Here is a 20,704-nt window from a genome sequence, read left to right on the forward strand (position 1 = left end):
CTTTTCATTAATAAAAAATCAAACTAAGCAAAGACGGGGTTGCTCGGGTGGATACCTTGATTTTGGCTTGCTTTCGAGCAGCCTTTCTGAAATTTAGATTTGACATAATAGCCATAATTAATTATGTGAATAATGATTTACTTGGCGTATAGGCATAAAAAAAGGCAGAACTAGTCCACCTCTATGTAAGCATATATCCACCAGTAAGCTGATTAACTGAACTTTTGCTACTTTTAAAAAAAGTAAGCTCAAGACTAAAGAAATGTAATGAAGCACTGTTTGCTTTTATTGATATACTCTTCAATTGAGTAAAAAATTAGAGCTATTAATTTTACACTGGCAGACCCCATACGGGGACTATCCCCCAAAAAAGTTTGGCGGGGGGACTTTCTCTAATGTGGTGCTTGAAGGGGGGTATACAAATGGACAGGGGTCATATATTTATTAAAAAGAATCTAACCCCTGTCCAAATTATTTAAGAAGGTAGTCAATATCCTTCCTATCTAAATGAAGTAAAAAATACCTAATTGAGGAACCCATTTTATCAGATAGTTCTACAGGTGTTCCATATCTTTTACTTGATAAGCTAACTTTAGAATTTTCTAATCTCTCAAATGATGGACTTTCAAATGCGATGATTTTATACTTATATGGACTTTTCTTTCGTGTTATTGGATCAAACTTTCTATTTACTTTTTCTACTTTAAATAATAGAGATAAAACAGAAACTAAATATGCCTGTTGAGAGATTTCTTTTTCAATGAAAAATTTCCTAATTTTTTCATATTTAACATATAATGTAGAGATCTTAGTTTCAATCTCAATAGCAGAATATTCATCATTTAACTTAAATTCCCCTTTAAATTTTTTGAACTCAGAACTCCAATAAAATTGAAATAGTAACAAAAGTTTTCCAAATCCCTTAATCTTAAATTTTGGAGAATTAAATTCTATAAAATCCTTCTTAGTCAACTCTAAAGATTGTGTTTTATCCAAAAAGAAAGCAATTTGAAGTCCTGCACAAAAAAGCCTTTTATTTGACTTATGTTGCTCCAAGAACTTAAAAAGATACACATTAAAAATATCTCCGACCCTCCATTCTTTGTTCTCTTCAATCCTTTTACTTAAATCTTTAAATAAACCTTGAACCTTTTCGCTAAAAGAATCAATAAAATCAATGCCTTTATAAGACTCTATTTCACTAACAAATGAATCACTCAATGAAACTTCCCTTTCAACATTGAAATAAACCTCAAGTCTTTCAACAAGTGATTCCAAACCATCATTATACTCTTGAATAGATTCATAAAAATGATTTTTATAATCTATAGTAAAATTAGAAGGAACCAAAAATCCATCCTTATTTATCCTTAAAAACCCGTCTTGACCATCTAATTTTGTCTTAGAAATTGATACTTGTAAAGATTGATAGTCATCTTGAAATTCTCCGTCTTGGTAAATACCTTTACTAAATTCTAATATTTCATTAATCTTAGAAATTCTAGATTTCATTTCTTCCAAATCAAAAAAGTCTTTATATAATTCTAACCTCTGAAACGAAATTAATTGAGTAGAATAAGTGCCATTTCTAGCCCTTCCTGTAATCTGATAAATTTTCTCAAAAGTAAGAATAGTATGCTCTCGATAATTAATGTTACCTATAATTAAATGAAAAATATCCTTAATATCTATTCCAATGAAATAGGCTGATGTCATAAAAGTAACTTGGTGCTGAAGATTTATCTCACCATTTTCTGGAACATCTATCCATTCCAGCTCATGAGTTGCATCATATTTACTATATTGACTACATAGAAGACCTAAATCACCTTTGATTAATGATGTTCTTTTGATAAGTGTTTTTGTTATTCTATTGATATTCGAGATAGAATTAATTGCCACAACTATTCTCTCTCCCGAATCAATCAATTGTATAATCTCTTCTACAATTTTATCAACTGGAAAATTGGATTCAATAATTTTAAAATCAGGCTTATCCTCAATCTCTTTCTCAACTACCCAATAGTCTAAATTATCCACATCAAATTCTGGGTCAGAGAACGGAATCAATGTGGCTGTTAAAGCACACTTATTTGTAAACTCTTTGAAATAGTCAACTGCATATTCTAATGACACCCTATAAGAAGTGTCAATTTGAAAGGTATCTATCTCATCAACCATCAAAAAGTAATCAGAATATGCTGACTCACCCAAAATCTCTATCAATCTTGGCAGGCTATCAGCAACAACGAAGAATTTTGTAAACTTCTCAGGTTCTTTGATTTCTAGAAATTCTTCTATGTGACTATTTTTTACACCTCCACCAACATAAAAGAATTCAAAACTAGACTCCTCCTGATTCTCCTTGTATCTTTTTACTTCAGCTAAAGATTTATTACATTTAGATTTTGCCAAGCTGACAGTCGGAAATACTAAAATACTATTTCTAGGAGCCTCAATTTCACATGTTGTAGCCCCAATTCCTGTGAACTTTTTATGTAATATTCCATTAGGCAATCCTTGGTTAAAGTTCCAGACTTCGCCACTATATTCCTTAAGGAACCTTATGCCCTTATTTAGCTTAATGATTTTACTATTTAAATAGATCATAAAGAAAGAAAATGAAATTATAAATAAAGTTCTTCATAAAGGTCTAATAATTCCTTCTCATCATATTTATAAATATCTACACTTTCCCCTAAGTGAGTAAATTTGACAAATTCTAAATTTTGAGGAACCTTTAAAATATGCCCCATCATAAAATCTAAATCTTCACTATCCAACAAGTACTTTTCAGCAAAAAATTCAACAGTAGAATATAAACTCCATAACTCCATACTGAAAAAATCATTTAAATCTTCAATTTTAGCATCTACAAGAATTAATTCATACATATTCAACTCTAATTGAGGGAATTTTTCCCTAAGTAATAAATAAGATTTCATATCTAATAAAACTTGACCTAATTGAACACTCTTACTTATCGACGGAAGATTATACTGGAGAAAAAAATCTATTTTCCCATTTAACAAAAAAATACAATCTATATTAGGCAAATTCAAAATATGTATGAATTCATTTGGAGTTATATTTCTATTTTTAATTTCAACCACTTTAAGATTTACCAAACAATCCAAATCATTAATTTTTCCAGGATAGTTAATTTCGATAAAATCTATATTATCAATATCAGAGGGACCTATTCCTTCTTTCTCCAACTTTCTCTTGGTGTTTAAATTAAGGTTTTTCCAATTTTCATTAATTTCCAAACTAGGATAATTATCAATAATTTCTAAATCTCCTTTTATAGATTTGATTTTATCTTCAATCAGAGGTATTAAATAGCTTCTCTCTATATTGATTTCCTCAGGAGTTATTGAATTATAATTTGGATTTTTTTCTTTTAAATCCTCTACGAATTCATAAGACAGCAAATAATCTATCTCACTCAGTAGATTATTTATTCTATTTTCATACTCAAAGTTTAGGGAATTAAATTTAATTCTAAGATCCTTAAATTCTTTCAAATTCTCTTTCAGAGTTTGTAATTTAACTTGTGCAGCTGTAGAGGCTTTTTCCGAACTTGACTTTTCGGAATAATTTCTTGATTTATTATCAATCGTTCTACCATAATTCATAAAATAAATAATTAATCCAAGAATAATTATAATTGTAAATAAAAGACTTTCCATTTTTTAATTTTTTAGACAACTAGTCATTCCTATTCAACCAATCCAATTTCTCCTTTTTTAGTTGGTAAAATGCTATATTTGCAATATTTTTTGCCAGTTACATTACTTTTTAAGTGGATTATAAGTTTAGCCCAAAAGATTTTTTTGAGTTTTTGTGCCATTTTGTTTAATTCTTAGATAAATACAATATAAAAGCTAGCATTAAAACTAATGAAAGCAAAAAATAAATAATGTTATTTAATGCTTCACGACTTTTTTTGAGCTCATATTCAGATTTTTTACGAGCCGAAATAGATTTCTCTCCTTCTTTTGAATTGGATTTTTTGCTAATTATCAACTTCAAATAACTTCCAAGTTCTAAATCAGGCAATTCGTTTTGATTAGCGAAAGATAAAAAATCTATTGCCAATCCATCCCGTTTTAAAATCAAAGCCTTTCCATCTGCAAAAACCTCATTCATTAGGATTTTCTTACCTCCTAAATCTATCACCAGAGAGTTCATCGCTGGAAGGTACTCCCACTTACTTTCTTGGATTTCTCCTTCTCGGACGATGTATAAGGAGTTGTCCTTTCGGAATATTAGTCGCTGAAGATTTAGATCCCCATCTACCATAGTCCAAGGGATATCTACCAATAGGTTTTGTTTGGTAAGTCCCTGACTGTAGTTTTTCAAGGTGGATTGTAGGTCTTTGATGAGTTCCTGGAGCATTTGCTAAAAATAGATCTGGCATGAAAATAAGAATTTAATTTAAAACTTCCTCTTTCTTATTGATTTCAAATTTGACAGGGCTTGGAATTTTTCTTATTAATTAGCTGACTCCTGTCCCGGGGGTCGAAATCATTTGGGAACACAATCTTCTTTACATGCTCCACAGTTTAAATTCAGACCTATTCGTTTGGCAGTCTTTCTGCAGCGAGGAATACCACCAGCATTTGGTAGCATAACACTCCTTCGTATCAAACTCTTTACAGATTAACTCTACTATTTGATTCACTGATTTATTCTCAACAGAAATGGTAAAAAATTCGCTCATCAATTTCCCTTGGAGGTCTAAAGGAATCCCACTCATCTTGTAGCTCCTGAAGTGCTTCGTGTTTTTCCTCTTCCGAAAAATTGATTTCCTTGTTTTTCATTAGAATCCTTCTTCAAAAAACTCTTTTAAACTGATATCCAATCCTTTCAAGATTTTTAGTAAACTGCTGAATTTCAAATCTTCCCCTTTTTCGTATCTGCCATACTGAGCCCTTGGGATATTGTGATCATAGGCAAAATATTCATAGGAGGTGTAGCCCTTTTTGATTCTCAGCTCCTTGATCCGACTAGCTAATTTCTGGAGCTGTTCCTGCTTAAATTCCTCGAACTGCTCATCTTTATTCTTCATAAAGATAAAGCAAATTCATTCCGAACTCTTGCGTTACCACTCAAAAGTTACTACTTTAGAATAGCAAAAAAAATTTTGAGCTATGAGACTTATAATATTTACAACTTTTGTATTTTTCATCTCTTTCAGCAGTTTCAGTCAAGTAAACAGGTACACAGCTCCGCCGCCTGTGGCTAAGTACAACCCTATGACTTTCAATGAGCTATTGTTTGCTCCAACAATAAAATCAAAAAAATCTGATGAGAATTTTCAAAAGTTAATATCCCTTCACTCTAAGGTATTAGCATACGTTGAGGTCTACAAAGAGGAATTTGATGAAAAATTTAACAATGAAATAGTTGATTTCGCAACTAAGTTCGATGAAATTTTAAAAGGAGACTTGTCTTCTAAAGAATATGAAATTCAAAAGCTTGAATTCAGTTTTGAAAAAATTCAAAGGGATTTTGAAAACAGGTTAAAAAATAAATCCTCTGCCCCACCAAAAAGCTATTCACCCCAACGGAAGAGAGAAGAATCGAATGCTCCAACAAAAGTGGTTTTAGGTAGTCCAGTTTATTCTATGCCTATTTTAGCTAGAGAATCTTCAAATAGTAAAATAATCGGTTATACAAAAAGATACAACTATCAACTTCTTGAAAAGTATGATGAAAAATTCCACAAGATTAAAATTGAAGGTAAACTAGGCTACATTTCTTCAAATTGGATAAATGAGAAATGGAGGTAGTTGCTAATTGGATAGATTATTTAAAATAATTCGTAAACTTCTCCAGCTCAGATTTCTTAGAGTCATCCGCAATCTCCACATACTTCTGAAGCGTGGTAAGCTTTCTATGCCCTGTTATCTTCTGGATCACGGGTAACGGAATCCCTGCAAGAATAGCATTCGTGATAAAGGTTCTCCTGCCTGTGTGACTGGCTATCAGCTTGAATTTGGGAAATACCAGGTACTTTTTTACTCCCTTTTCATGCCTCACTATCTCCACAGAATCTTTTATCTCCGCAGCTTCACATAAGTCTTTGACGTAGTCATTGAATTTCTGATTGGAGATTTTCAATGGAGCTAAGTCAAAATTATACTTCATCAATACTTCTTTCAGCTTAGGGTGAATAGGTATAGATACTTTCTCTCCTGTTTTCTGTGTATTGATATAAAGGAATTCTCCCCTTACCCAGCTACTATTGATCCGAATTGCATCCCCAAACCTCAGTCCTGTGAATATCAGAACTAGGAATAAATCTCTCACTTTACTCTCTGAGGCAGTTTTTGGATGGTACTTCATCAATTTTACAACTTCAGATTTGGTCAGGACGATGGTATTGGTTTCTACCGCTCTGGGGTATTGGAAGCTTTTGTAGAAATCAGAATCTATTACACCTTCTTTTCTCAGGTAATTCAGAAATAGCAAGATAAACCTGAAATTCTTGTGGATAGTATTAGGTTGAAGCCCTACTTTTTGTTCCCAGTAATGAGTCAATTTATTGATAAAACCTTGGTTGTATTCTACGATATACATTTTCTTACTGCCAAGGAATATCTTGAGATGGTTTTTGATAGTATTCAGCTTGATCACCATTTTGTGTTTAGCTGTCAGCTTCTTCACCTCCATAAACTCATCGTATAGGGTAAGAATATCCTTTTCAGCATTTGACTTTTCAGAGAGCTTGTTTCTCACCAAGTCTGCATTGAGGAATCCCAATTCATTTTCCCATCGATGGAGCTTTTGTTTGAGTTCCTGATGCTTCTCATCCAGCCTTTTCAAAAGCTGATTTTTTAGTGGATAGGATTTAGAAATAGATCCCTTGTTCCAATAATTATTGTTTAGCTCCTCCCCTGTAGGAAAGTACATTCTATCTCGAATGCCATCCTTATAGAAGTAGATTTCAATTGCGATTTTACCTTTGCCAGTTCTCTTACTGACATTTTTAAGGACAAATTTTGTACGATACATTCTAGTGGCAATTCAGTGGCAAGCCACCTACATCATCACAGATTATACTCATTTTTGACACATTTTGTCAATTCGAAGTTTGGTTGATATTTATGTCAATTTATGACGTAAATACTTTTCCACATCTCACCACCTGTGGTCTGATCCGGACGGATCCGAGGTGTCGATCAGGTCAGACTGCGGCTTGTGATGCGATTAAGCAAGCTTAAGTCCCAATCGCTAAGCTAGACTCAGGTGTGTCTCCCAGCATAGTCTAGTCGAAAAACCAACAGGTGACTAAGCATGTAGACGGTACGGTGTTTCCTTATCTGGACGCGAGTTCGAATCTCGCCAGCTCCACAACTTTTAAGAATCAACCCTCTTGTTTTTCAAAACATTACAAGGGGGTTGTTTTTTTTCTAGTGACAAAACAGGAACAAACTGCCATTTAAATGATTATGGCTAACCTATCTGCTAAATTTCTCATCACATCGATGCCCTTTATAAATCATGATGAGTTAGGAAATATTTACTAGATAAGGGTAGATAAACTGTAATTCATTGGCTCTAAATTGATTGACTATTGAAACTATAGCCTTTGTAGTTGCGCAAAATTGCTTTTCTGGCTTCTAGTATTTTTCAAAATGAGCCAAAAAAAGAGAATTTCTCCGATTTCGCTTGCTGATAATTTGACCCTTGACCAGTTCCAAGTGCAAAGATTACTGCTGCCTAATTTTATCCCGGCCCTTTCAATGCTTAGGATCGCAACACGTTAAAATTGATGTCGGTCCTCAAAAAAACAATGTTACTAAAGGTCTTTTTATCAAAACCCTCACCCTTCAGGGTAAAATTTACCTGTCAAAACAAGATCGCCAATTCTCTCATGCTGTCTTGCCCATTTTTAAACCGCACCAAAAGAGCTCGCCCAAAATCTAGACAAATTGTCTATCCGTTAATTTCCCCTTCCAGTCTTTGATAAAATCCCTGCGCTCAATCAGTTCATTAAGATTCGCCTCAAAAGTTTTGGTCTCACCCAGTTTTGGAAAAGTCCATTTCCCTTTTGCAATGGAATAAGAGAGCATAAGATTAAAGTAATTGTAAACTAAAATACATTTCTGCAAAAAATCAGTCTGAACAATTCGGAATCCCAATTTCTGGGCAGTCCTCTCATTGATTATATAGCTGGTGCCCCGTAGGATTAGATTCCTTTTATTCTCTTTTTGAAGCTGATCAATGAGTTGATCTAAGCCCTGAAGATAAAGAAGGAGGATCATGTTCATTCTTTTCCTTCCACTCAGTTTTCTGTCGATCACAAAAACATAGTCAAACAGGGTTCCTCCATGAATGATTATCTTTCCATTTTTAGGCTTTTCTGCCAGGAATAAAGGAGAATAATAAACCAAATTACCGGTCTTTTTTAACGAAGGCACATCAAAAAAAGGAGCAACAAGGGAGAGTGTGATGGGAACGATGATGATCAAAGGGAGAAAAAATCCAGTTATCCAACAAATGATAAAAACCAAAAGTAAAGTCAAAAAAGTAGTAAATCCAATTTTTACCTGAATCCAAACCTGATCCTGTTTGGGCTTCAAATAAAATCCATGTTCTTGGTCCAAGTTTGGTAAATTTAAAGTGGGCATCAGTTAAATTCACCCAAAACTACCCAAAGTGTTTCAAAAAGTATGCATCTCTTTTAAAGTCTGCATCGCTCTTACTTTTCCAATCCCGGCTCCTCTAAAAGCCATACAACAAGACAAATCATGACTTAAACAAAACCAACCAACACAAATCCAAACATCCGCCAATAGGCCTTGTAAATCCTCTTGGAATTCTTGACATCAAATTTAAGTTTTTCCAGTTCTAGCTTTTTCTTTCTACTGCTTCTTGACTCTCTTTTTCTTGCTCTTCGAAAATTGGCCTAAAAACCCATTGAACTAGAAAGCCGGGAAAGTAATCATTTGCCAAAAAGTATCAGGGGCAAGATTGGTTATTGGAAAAAGCTGACCTCGCCTATGCTTATTGGGCCGGTAAAAAACAGAAATCAAACAATCCTTTAGTTTATCTGAAAAAAGAACCTCCTTCGTACCTTCCACAAAACAATTTTAGGATTTTCCATAACCAATTCTTTGATTAGAAGATCCAAATCTTTGCTTTATACTTAGTTAATTTATGAAAGCAATTTGGCTTTGGGGTAGGCTCAATTTCCCAAACCCCATGATTAGATCAGTCAGTTTTATGCTTTATCCATTACCTCTTAAAATCTCCATCGGAGGTTGATTGATGATTTTCCGGCCATTGAGCCAGCCTAAAACGATGGTAAGTATGGTAATGGTTGCATAAAGTCCGAAAGCAGCTGCCCATGCGGGTCTAAAACTCATTTCGAAAACAAATACGCTCAATAGCCAAGTGGCCAGAAAGGATAAAATAATTCCAGATAAAGAGGCCAAACTTCCCAAAAAGAAATATTCCAGCGTATTGATTTTACTCACTGTGCCCGAATCCGCTCCTAGAGTCCGAAGAAGAATACTTTCGCGCATTCGTTGGTACTTACTGATGATCAATGAACTGATCAAAACCAGTATCCCAGTCACAATGCTAAACAAGGCCATAAACTGGATTACAAAACTGATTTTATTTAAAATATCCTCCAGCGTTTCCACGATCGCTCCTAAGTTCACTACAGAAATATTTGGGAATTCCCGGACCACTTCTGATTGGATTGCCGCAGATTCGCGGTCATTATTGGCATGGGTAATAATTACATGAAACTTGGGTGCCTGTTCCAATACTCCTTCTGGAAACAAAACCACAAAATTGGTTGAAACCTGATTGAATTTAATATCCCTAAAGCTACCAATATAAGTTTTAATCGGCCTGCCTTGGACATTAAATTCGATTTCATCCCCAATTTTCATCCGATCACCTCCAAACCCTTCGGACAAACTCACAAAAATAGAGTCTCCACGAGCTCCTACGGGGATTAATTCTCCCTCTACCAGCTTTTCGGTCTCAATCAGCGTATCTCGATAGGTCACCCGGTATTCCCGATTATACATCCAGCGGGAGTAGTTTTCCTCATCAGGTAACGCTTCGTTTTCCCGTTTATCGATTCCATTGATTTCATTGAGCTGCATGGTCACAATGGGAACCTCTTGGATGATTTTGAGATTTCTGCTGAGCACTTTTTTCCTTACTTCATCAAGCTGTGGAGTTTGAATATCAAACATCAACAAATTGGGTTGATCTTCTTCATCAGCAAATTTTGCCTCTTCCAAAAGCTGACTTTGGAGAAAGAAAAGTGTACTGATCATCGCCGTACCTAACCCTATGGTGGCAATAAGTGAAATTGTCTGATTATTGGGTCGGTAAAGGTTTGCCAAAGACTGACGTATGGTATATCTGAGTGTAATCGGAAGGAATTTTCGGACCGACCACATGATCAATTGCCCCACCCCCCAAAGGATACCAAAGGCAAAAACCACAAAACCGGTAAAGCCAAAAGACCAATCAATTTGACCTAGAAGATAATAACTAAAACCCCAGATAAATGCCAAAATTCCAAAAATAACCAGCCAACGCATCGGATCTTTGAGAAGCGAAGCGTCTGCTGTTTCTGGCCTCAGCGTAGCCATGGGTGATACTTTCCTCACTTTCAACAGCGGTAAAAGGGCAAAAAGAATGGAAACAAATAATCCTGTAATCACCCCAAACCCTATGGATAACCAAGAAATATTCACACTTACCTCCACGGGTAAAAAATCCGCAAATACTGTCGGTAAAATAAACTGGAGCCCAGTGCCCAGAAAAGACCCAAGTATGGCTCCCACCAAGCCCATAACCACAATCTCAAACAGGTAAATCAACAAAACGTCTCGGGAGGAGACACCCAAACAGCGCAAAACTGCAACAGAAGCGAGTTTTTCTTTGACAAAAACATTAACTGCCGAGGCCACTCCCACACAGCCTAAAAGCAAAGCAATAAAAGCCACCAAGCTTAGAAAATTAGATAGGTTTGCAAAAGACCTGCCCGTTGAACGTTTCCGGTCTTCAACCGTATCCGCATCCACCCGATCAATTTCCCATTCCTCTTCAAATGGCTCAATCAGGGCTTCAACATCTGTATTGGCTTCAAACTGAAAATAGCGATTGTACTCTACACGGCTACCATACTGGACCAATCCCGTCTGTTCCAAATAAGCCATCGGGATATATACGGCGGGAGCAACTGTGGCAGTGATTCCAGTCTGACCGGGAACTCCCTGAAGTTCACCTGCAATTTCAAATTCGAGATTTCCAACTTTTATTTTATCGCCCACTTCGGCATTAAACTGGGCCATCAGAACTTTTTCTACCAAAGCCTTTTGTCCTCCAGATCTAAAATCCGTATCTCCGGATTCGGGAATAGTTTCCAATTTTCCATAAAATGGAAACGCTCCTTCTAGGGCCCGGACTTGAGTTAAGCGACTAGCTCCTGTTTCTGGAAATGCAACCATGGAGGCAAAATTCACCTCACTTGCCGTTAGGATAGCCATCGAATCAATGGCCTGATCACCGATTGGCTTGTTGTTTTCCAAGACTAAATCAGCACCGAGAAGTTCTTTGGCCTGATTATCAATATCCGCAGTTAGATTATCACCAAATGAGCTAATGGCTACCAGTGCGGCAATTCCCACAACGATAGAAGATACAAAAAGCAACAATCTTGAAATATTTTTCCGAAAATCCCGAAGGGCCATTTTCAGAATCCACGCAAAATCAGGCATGATTATCCTCCTGTATTTTCCCTCCCTTGATGTGAATAATTCGCTGTGTTTTGGCGGCCAGTTCGGTATCATGGGTAACCAAAACCAGAGTGGTTCCTTTTTCTTTATTTAAATCAAATATCAAACGTTCGATCATTTCCCCGGTTTCGGTATCCAAATTCCCCGTCGGTTCATCTGCAAAAAGGATCTTGGGTTCATTGGCAAAGGCTCGGGCTATGGAAACCCGCTGCTGCTCGCCTCCTGAAAGTTGCGTCGGATAATGAGTCATCCTGTCACCCAAACCCACTTTCTTTAAAAGTTCCATGGCCTTAGTTCGCGCATCTTTTCGTCTTTTTAGTTCGAGCGGTACCATCACATTTTCCAAAGCAGTAAGTGTGGGCAATAACTGGAAATTTTGAAAAATAAACCCTACATGCTGATTGCGGATAGCAGCACGTTGATCCTCTGAGAGTTTTTCCAATGAGGCTCCATTTAAAACCACCGAGCCGGAACTAGCAGAATCCAATCCTGCACACAAGCCCAAAAGCGTAGTTTTGCCACTCCCGGAGGGCCCAACAATGGAGATCGTTTCCCCGATAGCAAGGTCAAAGTTCACATCGTCCAAAACAGTCAGTTTTCTGCTTCCGCTTTGGTAGGTTTTGCTCAAATTTTGAATGGAAAGTATATTCATTTTACTAGTAAGATGCCAGATGATTTTCTTCTCAAACGAAAAGCCCAACCCTTTGTTAACATACCTGGGTTAACATACCTAGGTTCTGGAATTTCTGATTTGACAAGAAACAAAAAAATCGGGTCACTATCGGACTTTAAGACGATGATCGGCTCAAAATCTGTATGATTTTTGAACTTGTGAATAAAAAAAACAATTCTCTAAAGTAATTAGCCGCTCAAAATGATCCATCTTCGAGTGGAATACCATAGTTCTTAAATAAACCGATGATAAAAATAAAATCAACCTTGTCCTTATTATTTACAGCTTTTGCTTTCTTACTGGCATTTGCCTGTACTAATTCCAATGAAAAAACAGCACAAGACTTACCTAAGGAAGAAGTTGAGGAATCTACCAATCCAACTTCCCAAAAGACTATACTTTTCTTTGGAAATAGTCTAACGGCAGGCTATGGAATAGAAAAAGACGATGCTTTTCCAGGGTTGACCCAGCAGCGTATTGATAGTCTGGGATTGAATTATCGGGTGATCAACGGGGGATTAAGTGGTGAAACTACTGCGGGCGGATTAAATCGCCTGGATTGGTTTCTGGAAGAGGAGCCCTCTATTTTCGTATTGGAATTGGGTGGGAATGATGGGCTTAGAGGAATAGCTTTAACTGAAACCCGGTCCAATCTGGAAAAGATTATCGACAAGGTTCGAACGAAATACCCTTCGACAAAAATCATCTTGGCAGGAATGCAGATCCCTCCAAATATGGGCATGGAATATACGCAGGAATTTCAAACGATTTATCCAGAAATAGCCGAGAAAAAAAAGGTAACCTTGATCCCTTTCTTACTTGAAGGAGTAGCCGGAGATCCAAACTTAAATTTACCCGATGGCATTCATCCAACCGATGAAGGTCACCAGATCGTTTTCGAAACAGTCTGGCCCTTCATTGCTAAAGAAATTTAAGAAATACAGACTTATTTTAAATCGATTAAAATTATTTTCAACCGCCCATCCATATTTTAAATAAGTAGTATTTTCATCATCTATTTTTTTACCCTATATTTTCAACTTCATTAAAATTTTTAAAAAATGAGCTTTCAAATCAAAGAAACTCCTGATAGCTATGACGTGATCATCGTAGGTTCAGGAGCAGGAGGTGGAATGGCTTCAAAAGTCCTTTCGGAAGCAGGGCTTACGGTAGCTGTGGTTGAGGCTGGAGGAGATTTCGATCCAGCAAAAGAAGAAGACCGAACCCAACTAAGACCACCATGGGAATCCCCAAGAAGAGGAGCGGGCACCAGGATTCGCCCATTTGGAGATTTTGATCAAGCCATCGGAGGATGGGATATTGAAGGGGAACCCTATACCCGTAAAAACGGATCCCAGTTCGACTGGTTTCGCTCCCGAATGGTCGGTGGTCGGACCAATCACTGGGGTAGAATTTCCCTTCGCTTTGGTCCAAATGATTTCAAAAGAGCTAGTATTGATGGGTTTGGGGACGATTGGCCCATAGGTTACGAGGATTTAAAACCCTACTACGATCGAGTCGATAAGCTAATCGGTGTTTTTGGCACCAAAGAAGGAATCTATAACGAACCAGATGGCTTCTTCCTTCCCCCTCCCAAACCACGCCTTCACGAGCTGTTCATCAAAAAAGGTGCAGACAAAGCAGCTATACCGATGATTCCTTCAAGACTTTCGATGTTGACTAGGCCCATCAACAATGAACGCGGGGTTTGCTTTTTCTGCAATCAATGTAACCGAGCCTGTCAAGCCTATGCAGATTTTTCAGCAGGAACATGTCTGGTACATCCTGCAATGAAAAAAGGTAAAGTTGATTTATTTACCCATTCGATGGTCAGAAAAGTAACCACCAACGACCAAGGAAAAGCCACCGGCGTTTCTTTTGTATCCAAGCTGGACATGAAAGAATACAAACTTCGTTCGCGAGTAGTCGTTCTTGGCGCCTCAGCCTGTGAATCGGCGAGAATAATGATGAACTCTAAATCCAAGTCTCACCCTAACGGAATTGGAGGGGATTCCGATGCCTTAGGTCGGTACCTCCATGACTCCACCGGTGCGGACCGAATGGGAATCATGCCTGACCTAATCGACCGGGAGCGTTACAATGAAGACGGCGTGGGCGGAATGCACATGTATACTCCTTGGTGGCTAGATAATAAAAAACTTGATTTTGCCCGCGGTTATCACATCGAATATTGGGGAGGAATGGGACAGCCAGCCTATGGAACCGGAATGAGCATGGACAGCATGCGGAAATACATCAAGGATGAATTTGGCAACCCAAGTCCAAACGGCGGATATGGAGAAGGCCTGAAAAAAGACATTCGCCGGATCTATGGCTCTACGCTGGGAATGTCAGGTCGGGGAGAAAGTATACCTCGCTATGATAATTACTGCGAAATCGACCCTAACGTCGTCGATAAATATGGAATTCCTGTACTTCGATTCAATTACAATTGGACGGATCAAGAAATCAAGCAGGCCAAACACATGCAGGATACTTTCGAAGAGATTTTGACCAATGCCGGGGCAATCCTTCTGGGAAACAAACCAGGACCCGAGTCAAAATATGGACTTGCAGCTCCTGGTCGAATCATCCACGAGGTAGGGACCACCCGAATGGGTACTGATCGCAAAACATCGGTTGTTAATTCGAATTGTCAGGCACATGACTGCGATAATGTATTCGTGGTGGATGCTGGACCATTCGTTTCCCAAGCAGACAAAAACCCCACTTGGACCATTTTGGCTTTGTCTTGGAGAACTTCAGATTACATCGTGGATCAATTGAAACAAAAAAATATTTAAGCCATGAACAGAAGAGAAAACCTCAAATTGCTATTCACTGGCTCAATCGGAGCTGGCTTATTGATGACTGGTTGTGAACCCGAGGAGCAAATTGCTACCGGACAACTATTGGAAGGAGGGACTCCAGGTGCCCGCACTGCCGAAGAAAAAGAACGAGATGCTAAGCTTTTGGCTGATTCTTTTTTTACAGAAGAAGAGCGAAAAAAACTTGATACCCTAATCGATATTATTATGCCTGCCGACTCAGAATCCCCCGCAGCCACAGAATTAAATGTGACTGATTTCATGGATTTCATGATGCTGGACCAGCCCGGCTATCAAACTCCCATGCGGGGTGGGTTGATGTGGCTGGATTTCGAAGCGGATGAAAAATTTGGAAAACCCTTCAACGAACTTTCCAAAGACCAAGTCATTGAAATCGTTGAGCTGGTCGCTTGGCCAGACAAAGCCGATCCTGCTTATGAAGGTGGAGTAAAGTGGTTTAATTTACTGCGAAACCTGACTTGCACCGGATACTTCACAACTGAGGCAGGATGGAAGTACATGGGATACCAAGGAAATACTCCCAACGTCTGGGACGGAATTCCGCAGCAAGTATTGGATAAACACGGCTTATCCAACCCCAGCCAATATGAAGAGTTCTATCTCAAACCAGAAGACCGAGCCAAAGTGGTCCAATGGGATGAACAGGGGAATATAATTGGTTAAAACTGACAAAAAATCCACGGGAAGCAACCGTGGATTTTTTATTTCGTAGTAACTTTTCAAATTCAACCCACACGATGAAAACAACTTTTCGAAAAATCCTCAACCTAATCCTTTCCATCGGATTAGTCCTCCAATTTTCCAGCTGCTCGAAAACGGTAACCATGACCCGATTGGTTCCTGCAGCGGTCAGCGTTTCTCCCGAAATCCAAAAAATAGTCATTGTCGATCGAACCAAGCCTCAAAATGAAGTTATCAATGTCATTGAAGGATTAATTACCGGAGAGCTTCCTTTTGAAGTTCGAAACTCGATCGAGGCGACACTTTCTTCGCTACAGCAGACCTTAAACACCAGTCCACGATACCAGGTAGTCAGGGCCAATCAACGCCTAACTGGGGGAATGTTTGGACAGATTTTTCCCCATCCATTAGATTGGTACACCATTGAGCGGCTTTGTGCGGAATACCAGGCAGACGCCGTATTGGTTTTGGAAAATTTTAATGCAGACTTTGTGACCACTGAACAAGAAAAACTCATCAAAAAAAGCGTAGGAGAGGGAACGAATGCCCGTACTGTTGAAGTCAAAGGAATTGGGGTTGAGGGAATTGCAAATGTATCTGCCGGTTTTCGCCTCTATGATCCTTTTCAGAAGAGCATTATTGACCAGCAGCGCTTTCAAAAAACGAATACCTGGTCAGCCGAAGCAGAAACCAAAACCCAAGCTTTGGCGCTGTTGATTGCAAAAGCAGAAGCCACCCGGATCGTTGGCGAGTTGGCCGGAGCTGGATATGCTACCAAAATTGCCCCCATGTACGTAGATGTCGACCGTGGCTTTTTCCCCAAATCAAAGACTCATCCTGCAGTGGCAGAAGGAGCTCGATACGCCGAAGTGGATCAATGGGAACAAGCTATTCAAACTTGGGAGTCCGCTTTACCCAATGCCGACGAAAAGACCGGCGGCATGCTACTTTATAATATTGCTGTAGGTTATGAAGTACTGGGCAGCCTAGACTTAGCCAAAGATTGGGCTGGCAGGGCATATACGGAATATGGGTTAAAAAAAGCAAAAAACTACGTACGAACCTTGGATCAGGAAATTCAAAATGCGAACTTATTGAATCAACAACTCCAAAATAATTAAGCTCAACTTTTCGGCCATGAAATCTACTTTTTACACCTTTGCAGTCTTTTTTTTATTTGCCTGCGGAAATGAAAATTCGAAGAAGATTGACCAAAACCTGGGAGAAAACACTTACTCTGAAGCCAAAATTAAACTTCAAATAGTAGATTCCACGGATTATAAAATTTTGGGTAATCCTATCCTCTCAGATGTCAGCGAAGATGGTAGCCAAATTCTATTTTACGATTACGCTTCCAGCCAAATTATCTCCATCGATCAACATGGACAGCTTTTGGGGAATTTTTCAAAGAAAGAGGACACTCCCGATGCTTATGGGTTTATGATGGAATTGCCAGGTTTCTTGGGAAATAACCAGATTGCTTTGGTAGGAATGCGCGGCATATTTATATATAATCTCACTGGCGATTTGGTTAAGAAAATCGATCATCCAGAATCGGTGGGCGGAGTGGGTTTTATGCCTACCGAAGGAAAATCAATCGAAACTGCCCAGTGGGATGGGAAAAATTATTTACTCCCAAAATCCGTACGATCCAGAGAAACTTATCCAGGCGAGCAGGCTTTTTATGATCGATTTAGAGCATTGGAATGGGTTGATGTTGTATCCGGAGCATCCCGGGAAATTATTCCTTTTGAGGAAGAAAGTTTGTTCAAAAATGGATATGGCTACATCCTTAGTGATTATACACCCGCTTTTGAGTGGATGGAGGAAAGACTGTACCTCAGCTTGGGGGCAGACCCAAAACTACACGTTTATCAGTTTTCAGAAAATGAATTTAAGCGAGATACGACCATCCTGATGAATATACCCGGGTTTCAGGAATTAGTTCTCAAAGCGCGAAGCGAGTTCCAGGAAGGCACCGTCTCCCTAAATGGAAGCACACCCGCCATTCGGAATATACATCGCTTAAAAGATCTTTTGGTTATTCACTATTTTGGAGGCTTAGACCCAATAGGCACAGAAGAAGCGGAGCAAATTTGGATGTCAGGAAATGAAGAAGAAGCAGAATTATTATTCGAAAAATTGGAACAAGATGCAGCCAAGGGACTCCTGATTTTTGATCCAAAAACCAGTAAATTCCTGGCTAACCTACCTTTTCCCGAAGGGGTAAATGATGGAGGGCTTTCAGCAGGAGGAGATTTCCTCTGGTTCCAAAAAGCCCCTTCAGAAGAAGTAGAAGAAGATTTTGTGCGATTTTATGCATACAAATTAGATTATTAATGAGGTTCACAACTGCGTTTTTTTTATGTTCATTTTGTCTATTTAGTTGTAAACAGGAAAAAAACAGCATCAGTGAACAAAGTAATACTTGGCAATTGGAGATTTTGGATTCCATCCAAGTCGATTACATGGCTCAAATCCGGGAGGGAACATTTTCAAAAGGGGTGGGGATAATCAAAGATATTATGAGTACTACCTTGGTGCAATTTGACAGTACTGGAAAAATCCTAAACCAAAAGACTTTTCCACAAGAAGGGCCAGGTAGCATTCAATTTTTAGCTACGATTTACCCCATTAGAAATGGGTACTTGGGAACCTCTTCCTTCAGTGGAATTTACCGACTGAACAAGGATCTTCAATTGATCGATGTACTTGAAATGCCTTTCATGGGAGAAGCGAGAGGGGGAGCTTACAACCGAACGAACATTGAAGTATGGAAAAGTAAGATCATTCTCTGGTATCCAGGACGCAATGGCGCCAGCCCCTACCAAGATTTTTTCTATCGAGATCACCCCTTACTTGAGGTATATGATTTAGAAAAAAAAGAGACCCGATCCATTGTAAGGATTCCTCCAACTTCCAAATTTAGCTCTGATGATTATTTCGGAAGGCCGGATGTCAATTTCACCATAGAAAATGACAGTCTGTACCTCACCCTCTCCAATGAACCACTTGTTCATGTTTATGCTCTGGGAGATTCGGTCAAATGGATTCGAACCCTTGACTTTCAACCTTCCGAGTTTGTTCAGATTCCCGGGCAAAAAAAACCAGTAACTTACCAGCAAGAAATGCAGTTAAATGAGGCCTCCATTCTAGCAATCTACAGTGATCCCAATCATCTAATCGTCAACTATCAAGGCGGAATCGAGAGCGAACCCTTTATTGAAAATGAATTAAAAGAACGCAAAAACTTTTACCGATACCCAGAATTCAGGAATGAATACCTTAAAATTTATCATCCCAAAAAGGGCTGGTCACCTGAGGTCATAATTCCCAAAAAAGTGGGATTTATCCTAACTATTGAATCCTTGAATGAATCCTTTTACGCCCTACGCGATGACGAATATATTGGGGAAGAACAGGATTATTTAACCTTTTATAAACTCCAATTGAAACGCAAATGAAATTCAACTTCATTCTTTTTTCAGTCCTTTTAGCCATACTAATCAGCTGTTGTAAAACCGGTAAAGAAGAACCCACCGCTCCGCTAAGCGAACAAAGCTTAAAATTTGAGATTTATGATTCCTTGGTTGTGGATTATTTGGGTAATTTACTTCTCATGGACATCAGCCCGGATGGAAAAAACTATTTGATGATCGATCAAAATACCGATACGATTTTCGTGACCAATCCAGAAGGAGAAGTAAAATACAAATACTACCGAAATGGAGATGATCCGCAAGCTATTCCTGGAAATAGAGCTGGTTTGGGTAAATTTTTGGATAATCAAACTATTTTAATTCCCGGTACACGAGGATTAGCATCCTATTCGATTTCTGGCTCCTTAAATGATTCCTATCAACCAGATTTTACCGGCGCAACAAATTTGGTAGTGCCGTTCAACCAAATTCATGATGTGGTAGGCAGCCAAGTTTATCTGTATCTTCCTGGAAGATACGGTGATTCGGGTTCACAGGGTATTGAGTTCCAAAAAAAATCTACAAGATTAGAAATACTAGATTTAAACTCAGCAGAATTTGAACCTTCAATTCCTTTTCCGGCAGAATCTAAATATAGCAGCGAAACTCAAGCTTTTGGAAGCATTGACTACTACCCCACTTTTAAAATAGTTGGTGATTCACTTTTTATTTTCTTCAGAAATGAGCCGAAACTATTCACCTATCATTTATCAAACTTGGATAGCCCATCCAATGTGAAAATTATTCCATATCAGGAATTTATTGAAAGAAAACTTGAAGATAAGCCATCGAATGGAAGCTTCAATTTGAGAGATTTTTTCTTGGGTATAAATCTTTCCTTATTTCCAACTGAGGATAACGAGTTTTTAATCCAATACCTCTCTGGATTAACAGACGAGGTGGCCAATGAAGTCATTTCCGCTGGAGGAAGTGACTTCGAAAAAATTTTTGAAGAAGCGGAAAAATACAACACCGGAGGCTTTGTGCTCTTCGACGGTACTCAACTTAGCCCCCTGATTGATCAACCCGAGATTCTAGGAACCTTAAACAAATACGTTTCCAAGGACGAAATTTGGTTTTCGCTTAATTTTGCTGAAGCGGAAAACGACTACTCAGTCATCTATAAAACAAGGCTGGTGAACAAATAAGCACCACTTATCTTTTTCCTTTTCCATTGGAGGGCAAAGCTGATTCGGTTTTGCCCGCTTATGCTTATATTCCAACTTGATCAAATGAATC

16 protein-coding genes are annotated in these 20,704 nt (G+C 38.3%); 8 read left to right on the forward strand and 8 right to left on the reverse strand.

Annotation, left to right across the window (positions count from 1 at the left end; translation table 11 throughout):
* Positions 1 to 471: 471 nt before the first annotated feature.
* The 4 genes from Q0L00_RS05680 to Q0L00_RS05695 form a co-directional block, all read right to left on the reverse strand.
* Positions 472 to 2,610 carry a hypothetical protein gene (locus Q0L00_RS05680; protein ID WP_297335900.1) on the reverse strand — a complete coding sequence of 713 codons (2,139 nt, stop codon included), beginning with the start codon at positions 2,608 to 2,610 and terminating at the stop codon, positions 472 to 474.
* 17 nt (positions 2,611 to 2,627) lie between these two features.
* Positions 2,628 to 3,692, reverse strand: coding sequence for a hypothetical protein (locus tag Q0L00_RS05685; protein ID WP_297335901.1), 1,065 nt, complete (start codon positions 3,690 to 3,692; stop codon positions 2,628 to 2,630).
* Between the two features lie 166 nt (positions 3,693 to 3,858).
* Positions 3,859 to 4,401: a hypothetical protein gene (locus Q0L00_RS05690; RefSeq protein ID WP_297335902.1), complete on the reverse strand. Its 543-nt coding sequence runs from the start codon at positions 4,399 to 4,401 to the stop codon at positions 3,859 to 3,861.
* 424 nt (positions 4,402 to 4,825) lie between these two features.
* On the reverse strand, positions 4,826 to 5,074 hold the full coding sequence (locus tag Q0L00_RS05695; protein WP_297335903.1) for a helix-turn-helix transcriptional regulator: 249 nt from the start codon (positions 5,072 to 5,074) through the stop codon (positions 4,826 to 4,828).
* 82 nt (positions 5,075 to 5,156) lie between these two features.
* Here Q0L00_RS05695 and Q0L00_RS05700 point away from each other — a divergent pair, with 82 nt between their 5' ends.
* The gene (locus tag Q0L00_RS05700; RefSeq protein ID WP_297335904.1) at positions 5,157 to 5,798 is read left to right on the forward strand and encodes a hypothetical protein; all 642 of its coding nucleotides are present in this window, start codon (positions 5,157 to 5,159) and stop codon (positions 5,796 to 5,798) included.
* A gap of 16 nt (positions 5,799 to 5,814) precedes the next feature.
* Here Q0L00_RS05700 and Q0L00_RS05705 read toward each other — a convergent pair whose 3' ends face one another.
* The 4 genes from Q0L00_RS05705 to Q0L00_RS05720 all read right to left on the reverse strand — a co-directional run bounded on the left by Q0L00_RS05705 (position 5,815) and on the right by Q0L00_RS05720 (position 12,435).
* Complete coding sequence (locus Q0L00_RS05705) at positions 5,815 to 7,023, reverse strand: site-specific integrase (RefSeq protein ID WP_297335905.1); 1,209 nt, start codon at positions 7,021 to 7,023, stop codon at positions 5,815 to 5,817.
* A 911-nt stretch (positions 7,024 to 7,934) separates the two neighbouring features.
* Complete coding sequence (locus tag Q0L00_RS05710) at positions 7,935 to 8,642, reverse strand: hypothetical protein (RefSeq protein WP_297335906.1); 708 nt, start codon at positions 8,640 to 8,642, stop codon at positions 7,935 to 7,937.
* A 600-nt stretch (positions 8,643 to 9,242) separates the two neighbouring features.
* The gene (locus Q0L00_RS05715; RefSeq protein WP_297335907.1) at positions 9,243 to 11,765 is read right to left on the reverse strand and encodes an FtsX-like permease family protein; all 2,523 of its coding nucleotides are present in this window, start codon (positions 11,763 to 11,765) and stop codon (positions 9,243 to 9,245) included.
* Positions 11,758 to 12,435, reverse strand: coding sequence for an ABC transporter ATP-binding protein (locus Q0L00_RS05720; RefSeq protein ID WP_297335908.1), 678 nt, complete (start codon positions 12,433 to 12,435; stop codon positions 11,758 to 11,760). The genes Q0L00_RS05715 and Q0L00_RS05720 overlap by 8 nt, the downstream gene beginning before the upstream one ends.
* 266 nt (positions 12,436 to 12,701) lie before the next feature.
* Between Q0L00_RS05720 and Q0L00_RS05725 the strand changes: the two genes are divergently transcribed.
* The 7 genes from Q0L00_RS05725 (at position 12,702) to Q0L00_RS05755 (ending at position 20,613) form a co-directional block, all read left to right on the forward strand.
* Positions 12,702 to 13,391, forward strand: a complete 690-nt coding sequence (locus Q0L00_RS05725) for an arylesterase (RefSeq protein ID WP_297335909.1) — start codon at positions 12,702 to 12,704, stop codon at positions 13,389 to 13,391.
* Between the two features lie 126 nt (positions 13,392 to 13,517).
* On the forward strand, positions 13,518 to 15,260 hold the full coding sequence (locus tag Q0L00_RS05730; RefSeq protein WP_297335910.1) for a GMC family oxidoreductase: 1,743 nt from the start codon (positions 13,518 to 13,520) through the stop codon (positions 15,258 to 15,260).
* A 3-nt stretch (positions 15,261 to 15,263) separates the two neighbouring features.
* Positions 15,264 to 15,968, forward strand: coding sequence for a gluconate 2-dehydrogenase subunit 3 family protein (locus Q0L00_RS05735; RefSeq protein WP_297335911.1), 705 nt, complete (start codon positions 15,264 to 15,266; stop codon positions 15,966 to 15,968).
* Positions 15,969 to 16,042: 74 nt separating this feature from the next.
* Positions 16,043 to 17,107: a DUF6340 family protein gene (locus Q0L00_RS05740; RefSeq protein ID WP_297335912.1), complete on the forward strand. Its 1,065-nt coding sequence runs from the start codon at positions 16,043 to 16,045 to the stop codon at positions 17,105 to 17,107.
* 16 nt (positions 17,108 to 17,123) lie between these two features.
* On the forward strand, positions 17,124 to 18,326 hold the full coding sequence (locus tag Q0L00_RS05745) for a hypothetical protein (RefSeq protein WP_297335913.1): 1,203 nt from the start codon (positions 17,124 to 17,126) through the stop codon (positions 18,324 to 18,326).
* Positions 18,326 to 19,450: a hypothetical protein gene (locus Q0L00_RS05750; protein WP_297335914.1), complete on the forward strand. Its 1,125-nt coding sequence runs from the start codon at positions 18,326 to 18,328 to the stop codon at positions 19,448 to 19,450. The genes Q0L00_RS05745 and Q0L00_RS05750 overlap by 1 nt, the downstream gene beginning before the upstream one ends.
* On the forward strand, positions 19,447 to 20,613 hold the full coding sequence (locus tag Q0L00_RS05755) for a hypothetical protein (protein ID WP_297335915.1): 1,167 nt from the start codon (positions 19,447 to 19,449) through the stop codon (positions 20,611 to 20,613). Before Q0L00_RS05750 ends, Q0L00_RS05755 begins: the two co-directional genes overlap by 4 nt.
* Positions 20,614 to 20,704: the final 91 nt, after the last annotated feature.

Origin of the sequence: Algoriphagus sp. (assembly GCF_024305035.1) — a bacterium.
Lineage (GTDB): Bacteria > Bacteroidota > Bacteroidia > Cytophagales > Cyclobacteriaceae > Algoriphagus.